Consider the following 17,141-nt stretch of genomic DNA (forward strand, 5'->3'; position numbering starts at 1 on the left):
TCAGGCGAACTTTCCGGGGTTGGCGGCCACGGCCCGGCGCAGGGTGGGCCGGTCGGCGCGGTAGGCGTCCACCACCGATTCCAGTTCGTGCGGGCTGGCCCCGTGCATGATCACCGAGTGGCAGCCGAGGTCGTACTCGCGGGAGATCTTCCGCACGCACTGCTCCGGCGTGCCGTAGGCGGCCGAGGCGAGCCACTCGTCCGGGATGAGCGCGTCCAGCTGCTCCAGCACGTCGACCGAGGCGGACGCGTCGATGGGGCCCGCCGCCGCCGCGTCCTGGAACAGCTGCGTGCCGCGAATCCGCTCCCACACCTGCGGATCCCAGCCATTGGCGCTGATCAGGATGTCCGCGTACGCCTGCAGATAGGTGACCAGGCGACCGGTCCGCCGCCGCAGCTGGTCCTCGGGGGTGAGCGCGTCGCTCGCGGTCGCCAGGCAGGACCAGATGCGAACGCTGTCGGGGTCCTTGCCCGCGCGCTCCGCGCCCCGCCGCACCGCCGCGACCGAGTTCGCGGTGGCCTCGTCGGAGAAGAAGGTGTGCAGGACGACGAAGTCACCGATCTCACCGGCGAGTTCCATGGTCTTCGGGCCGACCGCGACGAAGCCGATCGGGGGCGCTTCATCGAGTCCGTTCTGGTGGTATAGCACGGGCCATTTGCCCGCGGGCCCATCGTGATTCACGATCGTCTCGCCGTCCCACAGGCGACGCAGGATGCCGACGAAATCCCGCAACTGCGCTTCGGTGACGGCTGGCAGCCCGATGGCGTTCCAGTTCGCCGCCATGCCGCGCCCGAAGGCCATGGCGTACCGGCCCTCGGTCAGCGCCTGCATGGTCGACCCGATGGTCGCCGTCACCATGGGGTGCCGAGTGTGGTGATTGGTTGCCGCGGCGGCGATTCCGAGATCGGTGGTGCATCCGGCGAGACCGCCGGACAGGACCGCGGAGTCCTTGACCGTCATGCGCTCGCCGATCATGCAGGAGCCGAGTCCGAGTCGCTCCGCGTCGCGGGCCTCGGGCAACAGGACGCGGGCATCGGCGGGGTGCCGGGTGATGCAGTAGTAGGCCAGTTCGTTCAGTTGGTCGGTCACGAGAGTTGCACTTTCCTAATAGGTTTCGAGAATGGCGGACGCCGGAGTGTCAGGCGCCGAGTTCGGTGAGCAGTTCTTCGACGATCGCCCGGTGGTGGAGCAGCACCTCGATGTCCTCGGGGCGCTCCATCTCGCCGAAATGGATCTGCCGGCCGCCCGCGCGCAGGAAGACGACGGCGTAGTTGAGGGCGGCGAACATCGTGTACCAGGTGAGGTCGGCGAGTTCGACGCCCGAGTGCCGGGCATAGCTGGCCCGCACGTCCTCGACGCGCATGAAGTCCGGCATGCCGGGGAACCCGAAGTTCTCGGCGATCGCGTGAAAGACGCGGTGCCCGAACGTGATCCAGGCGACATCGAGTTCGCGCGGCCCGATCGTGGCCATTTCCCAGTCGAGCACCGCGACCGGCGCGAAGTCCCGGTACATGCAGTTGCCGAGCCGTGCGTCACCCCACGAGAGCACGGTCTCATACGACGACGGCTCCGGAAGATTATCGCCGAGCCACTTCAGGATTCGCTCCACCAGCGGTGAGGGGCCGATATCGCGGGCCGCGAACTCGTACCATGCCCGGGCGCGATTCAGGTTCCGCTCGAGCAGGCTGGCGCCGGGCTGCCGCGGGTCGAGGAAGGCGAAAGTGGTTGCCGCGTCCGGGATCGCGTGGATCTTCGCGAGCGCCTCGACGGTGCTTTCCTGCACGCTGCGCTGCTGTGCCGGGTCGGCGTCGAAGAGCCAGTTGTTGCCGAACGTGTAGGGCATGACGTCGGGCGGCACCAGGCCCTCGACCCGATCCATCAGCAGGAACGGCGTGCCCAGCACCTCGCCGGTCGGTTCGAGGAACCGCACCAGGGGGACGCGGACGTCGCTCGCCTCGGCCACGATGCGCATGACGTCGAACTGGTCGCGCAGGTTGTAGTGCTCGTAGACCGGGAAATCGCCGGGGGCCGGCACAACCCGGGCGATCAGGTCGTTGACCTGCTCCGCTCCGGCTTCCTGCCAGCGCAATGTGAGGGTGAGCGTCTCCGCGGACATGCCGTTGCTGTCGATGCCGGACCCCAGCGTGAGCTCCGGATTCGCATCGTCGGGCAGCTGGGTGGCCAGCCATTCGGTGAGGCGCGGAATCAGGGCGGCGGTGTCACGGCTGCTGCGCTGCAGGCGCATGCCCTGATCATCGGGAGACGGAGACATGAGTCACTCCTGACTGGATTGCGAAAGCTGGAGGTAACAGTGGACCTCCCCATCGCAATTGTCAACGAGGGTTCTCAAAGAATGTGGGTTATTGCAGGTAAGACGCTATGGCGTCGACCAGGCAGTGGCGGGCTTCGGTCAGTTCGGCGGGGGAGGACAGCCGGCGCTCGTTATTGATGCCGCGCATGGCCATCGGGATCAGCGCCTGGACGCGATGCAGTTTGTCCGCGTCGAGCGGCAGGTCCGCGAGGAAGTACTCGAAGGCCCGGAGCCAGGCGTCCTCGTACCCGGCCATCGCCGCCGTGGTCAGCGGGAAGTCCTCGAGCCGTTCTTGCTGCCCATTGGGCAGTCCGGCCCGCAGCGTCTCGACCGCCCGCCCCTCGGGCGTGCCCAGGATGGTCCACATGGCATCGACCATCTCCCACACCCGTTCCCGGGTCGTGCCGGTCACCTGCGGCCAGCTCTCGGGACTGTTCGCCCCGGTGCGATCGGTCAATTCGACGAGCACGGCCGCCCACAGTCCGTCGATGTCGCCGAACTGATGCTTCAGCGTCCCCCAGCTGACCCCGGCCTCCTTGGCGACCCGATTCGCCGACAGCGGTTCCCCGGACCCCGTCGCGAGACAGCCGATGGCCACCTCGAGCAGCCGCTGCCTGGTCTCCCGCCCCTTGCGGTTGAGGCGAGTTCCGGCCGCGGATTGCATTGTCGAACTCGTCTCGGTCATCGCCGCTTCCGTTTCGCATGTCCCGAAATCTCGGAATCTCCGATCAATGGTCCGACGATAGCCGGAGGACTTGAGTCTCCATCCGGGGGAGACAGGAAGGTTGGGGCATGGACGACGACACGCTCTTCACGATCGGGGCTCTGGCCGAACGGACCGGCTTGACGGTCAAGACGATCCGGTTCTACTCCGACAAGGGGATCGTGCCGCCGACCGATCACACCCCCACCGGCTACCGGCTCTACGACGCCGAGGCCGCCACCCGCCTGGAACTGGTCCGCACCCTGCGTGAGTTGGGCATCGACCTGCCCACCGTGGCGCGGGTGCTGGCCCGCGAGACCTCGCTGAGCGCGGTCGCCGCGGCCCACGCCGACGCGCTCGACGTGCAGATCCGGATCCTGCGGATGCGGCGCGCGGTGCTGCGAGCCGTGGCCGAGCGGGGCTCCCACCGAGAGGAAATGGAACTCATGCACAATCTGATGCGCCTGTCCGAGGCCGAACGCCGCCGCCTGATCGACGACTTCATCGACGCCGCGTACGGCGGCGTGGACGCCAATCCCGCCATGGTGGAGCTGGTGCGCACCAGCATGCCCGAACTGCCGGACGACCCGACCGTCGCGCAGCTCACGGCGTGGATGGAACTCGTGGAACTGGTGCGGGACAACGACTTCCGGGAATCGGTCCGGGCCATGGCCGAGTACCAGGCCCGCGAACGCGCCGAAGGCGACACCACCGGCCTGCACCACGACCTGACCGAAGCCGTCCGCACCGACATCGGCAAGGCTCTCGCCGACGGAATAAGTGCTGATTCCCAGGCTGCCGCGGCGGTGGTCGACGGGCTCGCCGCACGCTATGCCGAGACCTTCGGCAAGCCGGACGACGCGCGACTGCGCCGTTGGATCCTGGAACGGCTCCAGGTGGCCAATGATCCACGTGTGGAACGCTATTGGCGGCTGGTGTCGGCCATCAACGGCTGGCCGGAACTGCCCGACATGGGGCCGGTGTTCACCTGGTTCGCCGCCGCGCTCCGCGCCCACCCGGCCTAGGGGTTCCATCGGGGATTCCCTCGGGTGAATCAGGGAGCGATTTGGGGGATCCGCCGGATCCGGGGAAAGGCCGGTCTTCCTTAGCGTTCGAGGGATGAGTGACGGGTCTCGGATGCGGCGAGTGTTGGTCCGGCTGGGCGTGGCGGTGCTGGTGGTGCTTGTCGGGCTCAGCGGTGCGACGGCCTGGGTGTACACCTCGGCCGAGGTATCCACCGTGGGGAAGGTGGATTTCGTGCGTCCGCTGGCCATCCCGCCGCTCGCGCAGTCGACCGTGGCGGCCGACGGTGCGCGGGAGTTCGAGCTCGACATGCGGTCCGGCAGTACGGAATTCCGGCCCGGGCAGGCAATCGATACCTGGGGGTTCAACGGGAACCATCTCGGACCGACCCTGCGTGCGCGCCGCGGTGAGCAGGTTCGGGTGCGGGTCCGCAATGCCCTGCCGGAAGCGTCGACCGTCCACTGGCACGGCATGCACGTGCCCGCCGCGATGGACGGGGGACCGCATCAAATGGTCGAACCGGGTGCGGAGTGGAAGCCGGAGTGGACGGTCGAACAGCCCGCGGCCACCCTCTGGTACCACCCGCACCCGCACGGGGCCACCGAAACTCATGTCAGCCGCGGGCTGGCGGGGATGTTCCTGCTCGACGACGATGCAAGCGACGCGCTCGCGCTGCCCCACACCTACGGCGTCGACGATCTCCCGGTGCTGGTTCAGGACGTCCGATTCCGCAACGGGCGCTTCGACTTCGGGCACGGCGCGTTCCGCGACGCCGGATTCCTGGGCGACGAGGTCCTGGTCAACGGCACCCTCGCGCCGTACCGCGAGGTGAGCGACGAACTGGTGCGACTGCGCCTGGTCAACGCGTCCCCCGCGCGCATCTACAACTTCGGCCTCTCCGATGGCCGCGACTTCGCGCTCATCGGCACCGACGGCGGCCTGCTCGAGCGCCCCGCCCAGCTGAAGCACGTGCAACTGTCCCCGGGCGAGCGCGCCGAAATCGTGGTCCGCATGAAGCCCGGCGAACGAGTGACCCTGCGCAGCGACCGCCTCGACGCCGGACTCGACATGTTCACCAACCGTTTCAGCGGCGGCGACGACCGATTCGACATCCTCGAACTACGAGCCGCCGCCACCCTTCGCCCGGCACCGCCCCTGCCCGACCACCTCGTCACCCCGCAGACGCCGAAGGCCGCGGATTCGGTGGGGGAGCGGTCCTTCGAGCTGGAATTCGGCAAGATCAACGGCAAGGCAATGGACATGAGCCGCATCGACGCCACCGTCACGCGCGGCACCACCGAGACCTGGATCGTCCACAACGGTGACGGCACCCCGCACAACTTCCACATCCACGACACCCAGTTCGCGGTCGCAGAGGTCAACGGCAACCAACCCCCCGAATCCCTGAGCGGCCCGAAGGACACCGTCTTCGTAGCCCCAGGCTCCACTGTCACACTGCTGGTTCGCTTCGATGGCCCCGCAGATCCCAACGCCCCCTACATGTTCCACTGCCACCTGCTCTGGCACGAGGACCTGGGAATGATGGGCCAGTTCGTGGTCGTGGACCCGGGACAACAACCCGGAACGCCGCACCACAGCGGACACTGACAGCGGGCCATGGCAATTGGTCCGCCTACAGGACCAGTGCCGCGATGACCTCATGAGCTGCGCGCTCGCCGGACTCGATGGCGCCCTCGATGTACCCGGCGTGCTCGCGGGCGGTTTCGGTCCCCGACCAGTGAATAGGCCCGGTCGGTTCGGCGGGGTGCGGGAAGTAGCCCTCGTCGTGACCGATGCTCGGCAGTGCCGAGTAGCCCCCACCGGCGTGAACGTCCTGATGCCAGGCCTTTTCATGCCAGCCCCGCGGCTCGAGCACTTCGGAGCCGAGGCGGTCGGCGATAGGGCCGAGGATGGTCGAGCGGCGGGCGTCGGGACCGAGCTCGCCGAGGTCGCGTGCTTCGGGACCGGCGACAAGAACGCACAGGTGCCCCGGCCCGTCCGGTGGCGAGGTGTCGAATACCGCCATCCCGGGTTCGGTGAGCACGATCATCTCGGCGTCCGCGCGCTCACGCCAGAACGGTCGCTCGAAAACGGCGATCGCCTTGTACACCGAACCCATGTAGGTGTTGTCCTGCAACCGAATCCGATCGGCGGGCAGTGGCGGCTGGTGTGTGATGCGGGCGGCCATCGGGGGCGGGACGGTCACGATCACCTTCTCGGCGCGGTAGGTGCCGGAGGCCGAGTGGATCGTGACTCCGGTGGCGTCGCGGTGCAAGGCGGTGACCGGACTGTCGAACACGATCTTGCCGTCGAGTTCGTCGGCCAGCCGTTCGGCGAGCGTTCCCGCCGCCTGGGTGACGAGGCTTTCCTGCGCGCCGCCCGCGGTGGACACCATGGTGGCGAGTCCGCCTTGGTAGCGGACCATGTCGAGGAGGGCGTACATCGAGAACCGGTCGAGGTCGGCGGTGGTCGATACCGAGACGAGGACCTCCATCAGGCGGCGCGCGCGGCGACCGGGAATCCGCCGCAGCCACGACTGGACGCTCTGCCGCTTCCATGACCGGGGTGTCCGGAGCCGGGAGACGGTCTCCCAGATCAGCAGAGTCATGTTGGCGGCCATGGCATCTCGACCCCACTGCCCGAGGGCGGCGCCGCCTTCGGCGATGACGGGCCGCGCGGGGGTGCGCATGGCGAAGACATCGGTGCCCAGTTCGGCGGCGAGCTTCTCGAAGCGGTGATGGCCGTGGCCGATCCACTGCCCGCCCAGGTCGACTCGCGAGCCGAGCACCGTGGTCTCGGCCAGCACCCGCCCGCCGGGCCGTGCGGCGGATTCGAGCACGAGGACGCCGATGCCCTGCCGGTGCAGTTCGCGTGCGGCGACGAGTCCGGCCATGCCGGCGCCGATCACGGCAACCCTGACTTGTTGGAATCCTCGATCGCCGGGGTGATCGATGGGTGGGTGCTGGGTCATCTCGCCACGCTCCAAAGGCTTAAAAAAGTCGGTCAGCCGTATGAGTCACGATAAATCGAATGTGACCCAGGACGCAATAGGCGGTGAAATCGAAGCGGCTACTCGTCCTCGGCCGGCGCCGCGGCGGGCCGCGGCCGGGTCCGGCGCGCCACCGGCTGGGGGTCGGCGAAGAGGACCAGCATCTCCAGGGCCTGCTGCAGGTCGCGGCGGGCGCGCTCGGGGTCGGGCTTGGCGATGTATTGCAGTATCAGGCCGTCGACCTGGGCGAGCGCGAGGCGTCCGAGGGTCTCGAAGCCGACGGCGCAGCGCTCCCCGGCGGCCCGGGCGGCCTGCTCGCAGAAGTCGGTGACGACCGAGCTGTAGCTCTCGTACTGCAATCGGGCCAGCTCGCCGGACTCGTTGCGCAGGGAGTAGCTCATCAGCTCGTACTGCATGATCTGCAGTCCGATGCGGTTGTCCACCAGCTTCTCCCAGAAGCTGGTGACCCCTTGGCGCAGGGCGTGCTCGACGCCCTTGTCGAGGTCGAGGTGCGGCCGCAGCGCTTCGGAAATGTCGTGGATCACCTTGGTGATGACCCGGCGAAGCAGCTGGTCCTTGCTGGAGAACACGTACTGCAGGGTCCCGAGCGGAACGTCGGCCTCGGCGGCCACGCCGCGCAGGGTGGTGGCCGGCACGCCCACGTCGCTGAGCACCCTGATGGCGGCCGCGATGATCTGCTCCTCGCGCTCGGACGCCTTGACGTAAACCACGGACTCTCCTCGTTCAACGGCCGACGAACCTCGGCACAACTCTTGCATATCGGCGCCGCCGTGACCTACCTTACAGTCATACAGCTGACTGACTCTTTGTCGAAGGACCGAATATGACCGACGTAGATGTTGTGGTGATCGGCGCGGGTCTCGCGGGGTTGACCGCGGCCAGAACCCTCCGCGCGGCCGGGCGCAGCGTGCGCGTGCTCGAGGCGCGCGACCGGGTGGCCGGGCGCAACCACGGGGGCACGCTCTCGAACGGAGTGCCGGTGGAATTGGGCGGCCAGTGGATCGGCCGGACGCAGACCGAGGTGTTGAAGCTCGTCGAGCAGCTCGGACTGGAAACCTTCGCCACCTACGACGACGGTGAGGCGGTCACCCTCTACAACGGCGCGCTGACTCGCTACGGCGACGCGACTTTCGGCTTGTCCGATGCGGCGGCCCTGGAAGTGGGCCGTCTGCAGGCCGAGCTGGAGGCGCTCGCCGAAACCGTCTCGCTGTCCTCCCCGTGGACTACGGAGCACGCGGCGGAACTCGATCGCCGGACGCTCGACGAGTGGTTGCGGACGAACACCGACAATGCCGAAGCCCTGGCGTTCTGGGACGCGGTCGTGCCGGGCCTGTTCTCCGCCGAGACAGCGGAGATGTCGTTGCTGCACTTCCTGTTCTACATCAAGTCCGCGGGCATGATCGACATCCTGGTCGCCGTGACCGGCGGCGCGCAGGAGCTGCGTGTCGTCGGCGGAACCCATCAGATCGCGGAGCGGCTGGCCACCGAACTCGGCGACGAGGTCGTCACCCTCGACGCCCCGGTCCGTTCGATCACATACGGCGATGACGCGGTGCGAGTGGACTATTCGGGCGGAACGATCTCCGCCGAGTACGCGATCGTCGCGATCCCTCCCACCCTCGCGGGGCGGCTGCACTACCAACCGGCGCTGCCCGCCACCCGCGACGGCCTCACCCAGCAGATCCCGATGGGATCCGTCATCAAGATCCAGGTCGCCTACCCGACGCCGTTCTGGCGGGACTCGGGACTGAGTGGCTTCGCCTTCAGCCTCGACGACCCGATCAGCGTCACCCTCGACAACTCCCCGCCGGACGGATCCTGCGGTGTGATCGTCGGCTTCTTCGAAGGGGCCCACGCGCGGATCGCCGGCCAGTGGAGTGCGGACGAACGCCGGACGGCCGTCGTGGCGACCTTGACCAAGCTGTTCGGCACGCAGGCCGCGGACCCGGTCGACTACCTCGAATTGAACTGGATGGAAGAGGAATACACCCGCGGGTGCTACGGCGGCCGATTGGGTGCGGGGGTCTGGACCCAATACGGCGCGGCGCTGTCGGAGCCGGTCGGCCGTATCCACTGGGCGGGCGCGGAGACCTCCGATGTGTGGAACGGCTACATGGACGGAGCCGTGCGATCGGGCTACCGCGCGGCCGCCGAAGTCGACCTCCGCCTGAATTCCTGAAGGAGAATCGTGACCACATCAACCGACCGCGTCGCGGTCCCACCCTTGGATGCCGCCGTCGACCGCCTGCGTGACGGCGAAAAGATCTGGGCATATTCGACCGCCTCCTGCTGAACGGATTCACCGCCGAGGTCTGGTCCGAGCCGGGAATCTCTGCCGGGGATCTGCGTGATGCCGCGGGCCTGGCGCAGCGCACGCCGACCGAAACCGGTGGCGTCGGAGTCGTTCTCGGTGCCGGGAACATCTTCTCGATCGCGCCCTTGGACACCGTCTACGAACTGTTCGCGCACAATCGGGTAGTCCTCCTCAAGCTCAACCCGATCACCGATCCGCTGCTGCCGGTGTTCGAGAAGATCTTCGCCCGCTGCATCGAACTCGGGCTCGTCGCCATCGTCACCGGCGGTGCGGACGTCGGCCACGCCGCGGTGACCCATCCCGGCATCGGGCACGTTCACATCACCGGCAGCGTGAAATCCCACGACGCCATCGTGTTCGGCGGCGACGCGGAGGGGCGGGCACGCCGAGAACGCGGTGAGACTCTGCTGAACAAGCCGATCACCAGCGAACTCGGCGGAGTCTCTCCAATTATCGTTGTCCCCGGCAAGTGGTCGGCCCGAGACCTCGCCTACCAGGCCGAACACATCGTCACCCAGAAGCTCCACAACAACGGCTACAACTGCGTCGCCTCCCAGGTCCTGGTGCTGAGCAGCGACTGGGACCAGAAGGACGCCTTCGTCGCCGCCCTGCGCAAGGCCCTCGCGAACGCCCCCGCCCGATCCCCGTACTACCCCGGCAGCGACGACCGATGCGCGAGCGCCCTCGCCACCCACCCCGATGCCGAACGCCTCCCGGGCACGGGCCGGATCCTGCTCGACAACCTCCCCGCCGACGATGTCGCGTTCACCGAGGAGTACTTCGGCCCGGTGCTGGCCATCACCTACCTGCCGGGCCGCGGCCGCCAATTTCTCGACAACGCAGTCGAATTCGCCAACTCCCGCCTCGCCGGCACCCTCGGCGCGAACATCGTCATCGACCCCCGAACCGCCCGCGAGCTCGGCGCCGAATTCACCGACGCGATCACCCCCCTCCGCTACGGCACCATCGCCGTCAACGCATGGACCGGCGTCGGGTACCTGACCGCCCGCGCCACCTGGGGCGCTTTCCCCGGCCACACGATCTACGACGCACAAAGCGGCATAAGCATCGTCCACAATGGCGTCCTCCTCGACCACACCGAACGAACCATCGTCCGCGGCCCATTCCGCCCCTTCCCCCGCTCGATCCTCACCAGAGAATTCACCCTGTCGCCCCGCCCGCCCTGGTTCGTCACCAACCGCACCGCAGCCACCACCGGCCGCAAACTGGCCGAGTTCGCCGCCGACCCCACCTGGGCCAAACTCCCCGCGATCTTCGCCTCCGCCCTGCGCGGATAGTGCGAGCCTGCTCTTTCTTCTCAGCGAGGCATAAGGATCCCATCGGTACGCTCGTCCACATGGGCGGGGAATTGTTGCTGCTGATCGCCTTCATCGGCCCATTGGCAGTGCTCGGATGGGCGGCTGTTCGCGCGAAGCGCCGCGGCCTCGGTGGCTCGTTCGTCGGTCCGTTCCAGGAGATGTTCGACCCCGGCGCGGCACGAGCCCAGATCGTCATCGAGGAGCGGGCGGAACTCCCGGACCCTTCGGACTCCGGCGACCCGGACAATGACGACGATCGGCCGAACACCGTGGTGTACAAGGGTGTTCGACTCCACATCAACCCTCGGCGGCGCGCCGAGGGTTGATGTGGATTTACGGTCGGCGGCGCCCCATCAGCCGAGCACGTGCCAACTCCAGCGGCTCCGGACGCGTAGGGGCGTGGCCGGAGTAACGGTGTACGGCAATGTATTCAGGCCGTCCGGGGGTCCCGACTGCGGTTCGACGCACACGCCCTCCGGGCGTTCGTCGTAGACGACGACCCACTGCACCGGGCTGGTGATCCGGAGCTCCAGGCGGCCCGGCCAGGTGAGCGTCACGTCGACGCCCTCGGGCATGCCGAAGCAGTCGTCCCACGGTCCGGGTCGTGGCGCGATGCGCTCGCCGGAGGGCAGGTAGTCCGCGCCACGAAGCTCCTGCCAGGACGGAGCGAAGTCGATTCGGACGGGTGCGTCGCCCATGGACAGGGTGCGGCGGAACCAGGGGTGCCATCCGGCTTGGGCCGGAAAGTCCATGGCGGCAGCGGAAATCGTCATTTCCAAGTCGAGGCCGCGGTCGTCGATCGAGATCCGCTGGGTGGCGGTGCCGCCGAACGGCCAGGGTGCGCCGAGGTCCAAGGACAGTTCCGCGGTGGTCTCGGTGGCCGCGGTGACGGTCCACGCGCGCGTCCAGCCCAGGCCGTGGAGGGCATGCGGTGGGGCGTCGCGCGGGAACGGATACGAGTGCCCGGCGTGGTGCAGCACGCCGTCGCGCAGCCGGCCACACCACGGAACCATCGGGAAGCTCCCGTGCGGGTCGCCGTCGAGCAGCAGCTCGTGCCCGGCCACCGTGAGGCCGCGAATCCGGCCGCCATTGTCCGGGGTGAGGTGGACGGCGGCGTCGGCGCTGCGCAGCGTGACCGCGTCCGGCGGGAGGCTCATGGCCGCGAATATAGCAACGTGCGCACCAGAATCAGACGGGTCTCAACAGTTTCGCTCAGGCGAAATGTTCGTATCTGTTAGGTTCTGGGACCATCTACTCGAACTTCTCTGTGAGGAGGTCGTCGGCTGTGTCCCTCGCACTCGACGCCCCGCTCCGGCTCAACGTCGGCGCTCTCGACTACTCGCTGATCGCGATCTACTTCGTATTCGTGCTCGGCATCGGCTACCTGGCCCGGCGCCAGGTGTCCTCCAGCCTCGACTTCTTCCTGTCCGGGCGGCGCCTCCCGGCGTGGGTGACCGGAATCGCGTTCGTCTCCGCCAATCTCGGCGCGGTCGAGATCATGGGCATGTCCGCCAACGGCGCCCAGATCGGCATCGCGACCGTGCATTACTACTGGATCGGCGCGATCCCGGCCATGGTCTTCCTCGGCCTGGTGATGATGCCGTTCTACTACGGCTCCAAGGTGCGCAGCGTGCCGGAGTTCATGCTCCGGCGCTTCGGGCCCGGCGCGCACCTGGTCAACGCGCTGAGTTTCGCTGTGGCGCAGGTGCTCATCGCCGGCGTGAACCTCTACCTGCTCGCGACGGTCGTCAACGCGGTGCTGGGCTGGCCGCGCTGGGTGTCGCTGATCGTGGCGGCGGCGGTGGTGCTCACCTATACCGCGCTCGGCGGGCTGTCCGCCGCGATCTACAACGAGGTCCTGCAGTTCTTCGTGATCCTCGCGGCGCTGGTGCCCCTCACCGTGATCGGCCTGATCAAGGTCGGCGGCTGGAGTGGGTTGCGGGACAAGCTGATCGACACCCACAATGCCGACGGCGTGGTCACCGCGACCGCCGCCGAGCAGATGCGGTCCTGGCCGGGGCAGGCGCTGAGCGGGTTCTCCTCGCCGGTGTGGTCGGTGGTCGGGATCGTGTTCGGCCTCGGGTTCGTGCTGTCCTTCGGCTACTGGACCACCAACTTCGTCGAGGTGCAGCGCGCGATGGCCTCGGACTCGATGTCCGCGGCCCGCCGGTCGCCGATCATCGCCGCCGTCCCGAAGATGCTGATCCCCTTCGTCGTCGTGGTGCCGGGCATGATCTGCGCCGCCATGGTCGGCGACATGATCAATCTCAAGAACACCGGTGCGTCCGACGGGATCACCTACAACGACGCCATGCTGCTGATGATCCGCGACATCCTGCCCAACGGGCTGCTGGGCATCGCGGTGGCCGGCCTGATCGCCTCGTTCATGGCGGGGATGGCGGCGAACGTGTCCGCGTTCAACACCGTGTTCAGCTTCGACCTGTGGCAGCGGTACGTGGTCCGCGACCGCGAGGACCGGTACTACATCCGGGTCGGCCAGGTGGCCACCGCGGTGGCGGTGGTGCTGGCGATCGGCACCGCGACCATCGCCGCGGGCTACTCCAATCTGATGGACTACCTGCAGACCTTGTTCGGCTTCTTCAACGCGCCGCTGTTCGCGACCTTCCTGCTCGGCATGTTCTGGAAGCGGATGACGGCGACCGCGGGCTGGGTCGGGCTGGTGGCCGGAACCGCTTCCGCCGTGACGGTTTTCGTACTGCAGGAGACCGGGGTGATCGACCTGCCCGGGCAGGGCATGGCCTTCGTGGCGGCCTCGGTGGCGTTCGTGACCGATATCGCGGTCTCGGTCGCGGTGTCGCTGGTGACGACGCCGCGCCCGGAGTCCGAACTGGCGGGCCTGGTCTATTCGCGCACGGACCGAACCGCTTCCGCCGGCGACGACGCGGGCGCCGCGTGGTACGCCCGTCCGGTGCCGCTGGGCTGCGTGGTGCTGGGGGCGGCCGTGGCGCTCAGCATCGTCTTCCACTGACCCGTATCCCGTTCACGCACAGAAGGAGTCGTATCGTGAACACCCCCGAGAAGCCGAGCCGATGGGCCCTGTTGTTCGATATCCGGTCCATCATCGCCGCGCTGCTGGGCGTGTACGGCGTGGTGTTACTCGTCGCCGGGCTCGCACCGGGTCTGGCACGAGTCGGCGCCGGCGCCGCGACGCACTCGCCGGATCGCGCCGACCTGGCGGCCGGCAGTGGAGCCAACCTGTGGGTGGGCGGCATTCTGGTGCTGATCACCCTGGTCTTCGCCGCCTGGGTCGTGCTGCGCCCAGCCGACCGCGCCTGAGCCGATGTTCGGAATAGTTGATTTGTGTTCGATGATGATAGTTTCAGCGAATGCTCGCCGCTGAACGCCGCCGCCGGATCCTCGACACCGCCATCGCCTACGGCGTCGTCCGGGTGCTCGGTTTGTCCGCCGAGCTGAACGTGTCGGAGATGACCATCCGACGCGATCTGGACCGGCTGGCGGCGGCCGGAGAGCTGGTCAAAGTACACGGCGGTGTCGTCCGTGCCGGTGGCCGTTCGGCCAATCGGGGCCTCGAGCCGACCTCGGCCCGGAAGGCCGAACGCGAGATCGCCGAGAAACTGGCCATCGCGCGGACCGCGGCGACCCGGATCGAGGACGGCATGACGCTGGCGATCGGCGCCGGCACCACCACCCTGCAGCTGGCCCGGCTGCTGCGCGGGCGGGCGGTCTCGGTGGTGACCAACTCCATCTCGATCTTCCACGTCCTCACCGATCCCGACGACGATCACCTGCCCGCCGGCGAGGTGCAGCTCACCGGCGGGCAGCGGACACCGTCCGACGCCCTGGTCGGACCGGTCGCCAACGCCATGCTGGAACGCGTGCGCTGCGATCTGGCGCTGTTGGGCACCCACGGCATCGACCCCGCGGCCGGCTTCACCACCCCGAATATCGGTGAGGCGGAAACCAATCGGCGCCTGATCGGCGCCTCCCGTTCGACGCTGATGCTGGCCGATCACACCAAGTTCGGCGAGATCGGCACCCATCTGTTCGCCGATTTCGACGCCGTCGACGGTTTGATCTCCGACGCCGGGCTGAGCGCGGCGGCGCGGGAGGTACTCGATGCGGTAGTGCCGCTGACGATCGCGGAAGGAGCCCCGGCATGAGTCGTGTGCTGCCGACCCCGGTCCGCGGCCGGCTCGCCGACGATCGCGAGATCCTGCTGTTCGACACGGACACCGAGCTCGGGGTGGACCGGCGCGGCCTGCCGCTCCGACCGGCGTTGCCCACCACCACCGTTCGCCGTGATCCGCGCACCGGGGACCACGTGATCCTGGCACCCGCCCGGCAGGAACGCACCTATTTCCCGCCCCGGCAGATGTGCCCGCTGTGCCCGGATCCGGAGGGGCTTTCCAGCGAGATCCCCGCCGCGGACTACCGGGTCGCGGTGCTGGAGAATCGATTTCCGTCGCTGGACACCCCGCAGGTGCCGTATCCGGCCGAGTCGCAGGAGAATTCGCTGCGCCGTGAACGAACCGGCACCGGGCGCTGTGAAGTGGTCTGCTTCAGCAGCGATCACGACGGCTCCTTCGCCGAACTCCCGGATGACCACGCCCGCTTGATGATCGATGTGTGGGCGCAGCGCACCGCCGAGCTGTACTCGCGGGACGACATCGCCGAGGTGTTCTGTTTCGAGAACCGTGGCACGGAGATCGGTGTCACCCTCCCGCATCCGCACGGTCAGATCTACGGCTATCCGTTCCGCACCCGGCGCACCCGCACGCTGCTGCGCACGGCCGCCGAATACCGGGCCGAGCACGGCGCGGACCTGTTCGAGGCGCTCCTCGCGGCCGAGATCGCCGACGGCACCAGGGTTTTGGTGCGCACCGCGCACACCACGGCGTTCGTTCCGTATGCCGCGCGCTGGCCGGTCGAGGTGCACATTCTCCCGAATCGCCACGTGCGCAACCTGACCGAGCTCACCGACGACGAAGCCGACGATCTGGCCCGGGTCTACCGCACGGTACTGCGGGCCTTCGACGCGCTCTACGCGCGGCCGCTGCCCTACATCGCGTCCTGGCACCAGTACCGGGCGGACGCCGCGGAGGGCTACCTGCACGCCGAACTGTTCTCCATCCGGCGCAGCGCGGACAAGCTGAAGTTCCTGGCCGGTTCGGAGTCCGGGCGGGACGCGTTCGTCAACGACAAGACTCCGGAGACCATCGCCGCCGAACTGCGGGCGGTGCTGTGATGACCCGGGTACGGGCGTACGCGCCGGGGCGGGTCAACCTGATCGGCGAACACACCGACTACAACTCGGGATTCGCGCTGCCGGTCGCGCTCGAGGCCGGCACCGTCGCCGAGTTCGAGGCGGGTGGACAGGACGCGACGATCCACGCCGAGTCGGACCGGCAGCCCGACACCGTGGCGGTCCCGCTCGGCACGGCCCCGGGTCCGGACCGGATCACCGGGTGGGGCGCCTACATCGCGGGCTGTGTGTGGGCGCTGCGCGAACACGGTGTTGTGGTGCCGGCCGGTCGGATGCGGATCACCTCGACGGTGCCGGTCGGTGCGGGCCTGTCCTCGTCGGCGGCACTGGAGTGCGCGGTGCTGTACGCGCTGACGGCGGCGTCCGGCTCCGATATCGACCGCGTCGAGCTGGCCCGGATCGCGCAACGGGCGGAGAACGACTACGTCGGTGCGCCGACCGGGCTGCTGGACCAGCTCGCCGCGCTGTACGGCGCCGTGGACACCGCACTGCTGGTCGACTTCCGGTCCGTGCGGGTGACCCCGGTTCCGTTGGAGCCCGCCGACGGCGTGTGGCTGGCCGTCGACTCGCGCACCCCGCACCGGAACGCCGCCGGCGAGTACGGCCGCCGGCGCCGCGCCTGTGAGCGGGCCGCCGAACTGCTGGGCGTGGTATCCCTACGGGAGGCCGACGACGATGCCTGGCGCCGACTCGCTGACGACGAGGTGCGCCGCCGCGCCCGGCACGTCCTCACCGAGAACCGTCGCGTGCTCGACGGCGCCGCCGCGCTGCGAGCCGGTGACGCCGCCGGTTTCGGAGCCCTGATGACCGCTTCCCAAGCCTCGATGCGCGACGACTTCGAGATCACCACCCCCGCAATCGATCTCATCGCGGCAACCGCGGTAGCCGCAGGCGCGTACGGCGCCCGCATGACCGGCGGCGGTTTCGGCGGCACCGTGATCGCCTACGCCCCGGCCGCCGCGGCCGCCCGCATAGCCGCGGAGCTACCGGACGCGGTCGCCGCCGCCGGACATCCACGCCCGGCCTGCACCCAGATCCGCCCGGGCGCCGGCGCACACCTACTCCCGTAGCCGGCCGTCATCTATGACGGCCGTTGCCCACGAATCGTGACGGCCGGTCCATCAGGGGGAGGCCTTGTTCACGAACGCCGACGCACTGTTCGCCCATCGTGAGATAGTCCTCCGACTAGACTTCGCGGTGTGCCACACCGTCGTTC

16 protein-coding genes are annotated in these 17,141 nt (G+C 68.5%); 10 read left to right on the plus strand and 6 right to left on the minus strand.

Features of this window, described 5'->3' with window-relative positions; translation table 11 throughout:
- The 3 genes from ACWEOI_RS21350 to ACWEOI_RS21360 form a co-directional block, all read right to left on the minus strand.
- On the minus strand, positions 1–1,089 hold the full coding sequence (locus ACWEOI_RS21350) for a TIGR03857 family LLM class F420-dependent oxidoreductase (RefSeq protein ID WP_452360708.1): 1,089 nt from the start codon (positions 1,087–1,089) through the stop codon (positions 1–3).
- Positions 1,090–1,138: 49 nt separating this feature from the next.
- Positions 1,139–2,272 carry a phosphotransferase family protein gene (locus ACWEOI_RS21355; RefSeq protein ID WP_452360709.1) on the minus strand — a complete coding sequence of 378 codons (1,134 nt, stop codon included), beginning with the start codon at positions 2,270–2,272 and terminating at the stop codon, positions 1,139–1,141.
- Between the two features lie 88 nt (positions 2,273–2,360).
- A complete protein-coding gene (locus tag ACWEOI_RS21360; RefSeq protein ID WP_452360710.1) occupies positions 2,361–2,996 on the minus strand; it encodes a TetR/AcrR family transcriptional regulator in 636 nt (211 codons plus the stop codon).
- 107 nt (positions 2,997–3,103) lie between these two features.
- Between ACWEOI_RS21360 and ACWEOI_RS21365 the strand changes: the two genes are divergently transcribed.
- On the plus strand, positions 3,104–4,039 hold the full coding sequence (locus ACWEOI_RS21365) for a MerR family transcriptional regulator (protein WP_452360711.1): 936 nt from the start codon (positions 3,104–3,106) through the stop codon (positions 4,037–4,039).
- A 94-nt stretch (positions 4,040–4,133) separates the two neighbouring features.
- Positions 4,134–5,645, plus strand: coding sequence for a multicopper oxidase family protein (locus ACWEOI_RS21370; RefSeq protein WP_452360712.1), 1,512 nt, complete (start codon positions 4,134–4,136; stop codon positions 5,643–5,645).
- Positions 5,646–5,670: 25 nt separating this feature from the next.
- Here the strand turns inward: ACWEOI_RS21370 and ACWEOI_RS21375 are convergent, their stop codons facing one another.
- Together ACWEOI_RS21375 and ACWEOI_RS21380 are read right to left on the minus strand one after the other, a co-directional pair.
- Complete coding sequence (locus tag ACWEOI_RS21375) at positions 5,671–7,008, minus strand: flavin monoamine oxidase family protein (RefSeq protein WP_452360713.1); 1,338 nt, start codon at positions 7,006–7,008, stop codon at positions 5,671–5,673.
- A gap of 98 nt (positions 7,009–7,106) precedes the next feature.
- Positions 7,107–7,757, minus strand: a complete 651-nt coding sequence (locus ACWEOI_RS21380; RefSeq protein ID WP_452360714.1) for a TetR/AcrR family transcriptional regulator — start codon at positions 7,755–7,757, stop codon at positions 7,107–7,109.
- A gap of 113 nt (positions 7,758–7,870) precedes the next feature.
- On the opposite strand from ACWEOI_RS21380, the gene ACWEOI_RS21385 reads away from it, so the two are divergent.
- The 3 genes from ACWEOI_RS21385 (at position 7,871) to ACWEOI_RS21395 (ending at position 11,006) form a co-directional block, all read left to right on the plus strand.
- On the plus strand, positions 7,871–9,226 hold the full coding sequence (locus tag ACWEOI_RS21385; protein ID WP_452360715.1) for a flavin monoamine oxidase family protein: 1,356 nt from the start codon (positions 7,871–7,873) through the stop codon (positions 9,224–9,226).
- 260 nt (positions 9,227–9,486) lie between these two features.
- Positions 9,487–10,659, plus strand: a complete 1,173-nt coding sequence (locus tag ACWEOI_RS21390; RefSeq protein WP_452360716.1) for an aldehyde dehydrogenase family protein — start codon at positions 9,487–9,489, stop codon at positions 10,657–10,659.
- Between the two features lie 59 nt (positions 10,660–10,718).
- The gene (locus ACWEOI_RS21395) at positions 10,719–11,006 is read left to right on the plus strand and encodes a hypothetical protein (protein ID WP_452360717.1); all 288 of its coding nucleotides are present in this window, start codon (positions 10,719–10,721) and stop codon (positions 11,004–11,006) included.
- Between the two features lie 27 nt (positions 11,007–11,033).
- Here the strand turns inward: ACWEOI_RS21395 and ACWEOI_RS21400 are convergent, their stop codons facing one another.
- On the minus strand, positions 11,034–11,837 hold the full coding sequence (locus ACWEOI_RS21400) for an aldose epimerase family protein (protein WP_452360718.1): 804 nt from the start codon (positions 11,835–11,837) through the stop codon (positions 11,034–11,036).
- Between the two features lie 128 nt (positions 11,838–11,965).
- Here ACWEOI_RS21400 and ACWEOI_RS21405 point away from each other — a divergent pair, with 128 nt between their 5' ends.
- The 5 genes from ACWEOI_RS21405 to galK are packed head-to-tail and all read left to right on the plus strand — an operon-like array spanning position 11,966 to position 16,995.
- Positions 11,966–13,669: a sodium:solute symporter family protein gene (locus tag ACWEOI_RS21405; RefSeq protein ID WP_452360719.1), complete on the plus strand. Its 1,704-nt coding sequence runs from the start codon at positions 11,966–11,968 to the stop codon at positions 13,667–13,669.
- A gap of 35 nt (positions 13,670–13,704) precedes the next feature.
- Complete coding sequence (locus tag ACWEOI_RS21410; protein WP_452360720.1) at positions 13,705–13,977, plus strand: hypothetical protein; 273 nt, start codon at positions 13,705–13,707, stop codon at positions 13,975–13,977.
- A 50-nt stretch (positions 13,978–14,027) separates the two neighbouring features.
- On the plus strand, positions 14,028–14,822 hold the full coding sequence (locus ACWEOI_RS21415) for a DeoR/GlpR family DNA-binding transcription regulator (protein WP_452360721.1): 795 nt from the start codon (positions 14,028–14,030) through the stop codon (positions 14,820–14,822).
- Entirely contained in the window at positions 14,819–15,907 is a 1,089-nt protein-coding gene (galT, locus tag ACWEOI_RS21420) for a galactose-1-phosphate uridylyltransferase (protein ID WP_452360722.1), read from the plus strand. Before ACWEOI_RS21415 ends, galT begins: the two co-directional genes overlap by 4 nt.
- Positions 15,907–16,995, plus strand: a complete 1,089-nt coding sequence (gene galK, locus ACWEOI_RS21425; protein WP_452360723.1) for a galactokinase — start codon at positions 15,907–15,909, stop codon at positions 16,993–16,995. The genes galT and galK overlap by 1 nt, the downstream gene beginning before the upstream one ends.
- Positions 16,996–17,141: the final 146 nt, after the last annotated feature.

The organism is Nocardia sp. NPDC004340 (genome assembly GCF_053602575.1).

Excerpts from the sequence above, each read along its gene's own strand:
- ACWEOI_RS21355 (WP_452360709.1), bottom strand. The coding sequence starts at position 2,272 with ATGTCTCCGTCTCCCGATGATCAGGGCATGCGCCTGCAGCGCAGCAGC.
- ACWEOI_RS21360 (WP_452360710.1), bottom strand. The coding sequence starts at position 2,996 with ATGACCGAGACGAGTTCGACAATGCAATCCGCGGCCGGAACTCGCCTC.
- ACWEOI_RS21365 (WP_452360711.1), top strand. The coding sequence starts at position 3,104 with ATGGACGACGACACGCTCTTCACGATCGGGGCTCTGGCCGAACGGACC.
- ACWEOI_RS21370 (WP_452360712.1), top strand. The coding sequence starts at position 4,134 with ATGAGTGACGGGTCTCGGATGCGGCGAGTGTTGGTCCGGCTGGGCGTG.
- ACWEOI_RS21375 (WP_452360713.1), bottom strand. The coding sequence starts at position 7,008 with ATGACCCAGCACCCACCCATCGATCACCCCGGCGATCGAGGATTCCAA.
- ACWEOI_RS21385 (WP_452360715.1), top strand. The coding sequence starts at position 7,871 with ATGACCGACGTAGATGTTGTGGTGATCGGCGCGGGTCTCGCGGGGTTG.
- ACWEOI_RS21395 (WP_452360717.1), top strand. The coding sequence starts at position 10,719 with ATGGGCGGGGAATTGTTGCTGCTGATCGCCTTCATCGGCCCATTGGCA.
- ACWEOI_RS21400 (WP_452360718.1), bottom strand. The coding sequence starts at position 11,837 with ATGAGCCTCCCGCCGGACGCGGTCACGCTGCGCAGCGCCGACGCCGCC.
- ACWEOI_RS21415 (WP_452360721.1), top strand. The coding sequence starts at position 14,028 with ATGCTCGCCGCTGAACGCCGCCGCCGGATCCTCGACACCGCCATCGCC.
- galT (WP_452360722.1), top strand. The coding sequence starts at position 14,819 with ATGAGTCGTGTGCTGCCGACCCCGGTCCGCGGCCGGCTCGCCGACGAT.
- galK (WP_452360723.1), top strand. The coding sequence starts at position 15,907 with ATGACCCGGGTACGGGCGTACGCGCCGGGGCGGGTCAACCTGATCGGC.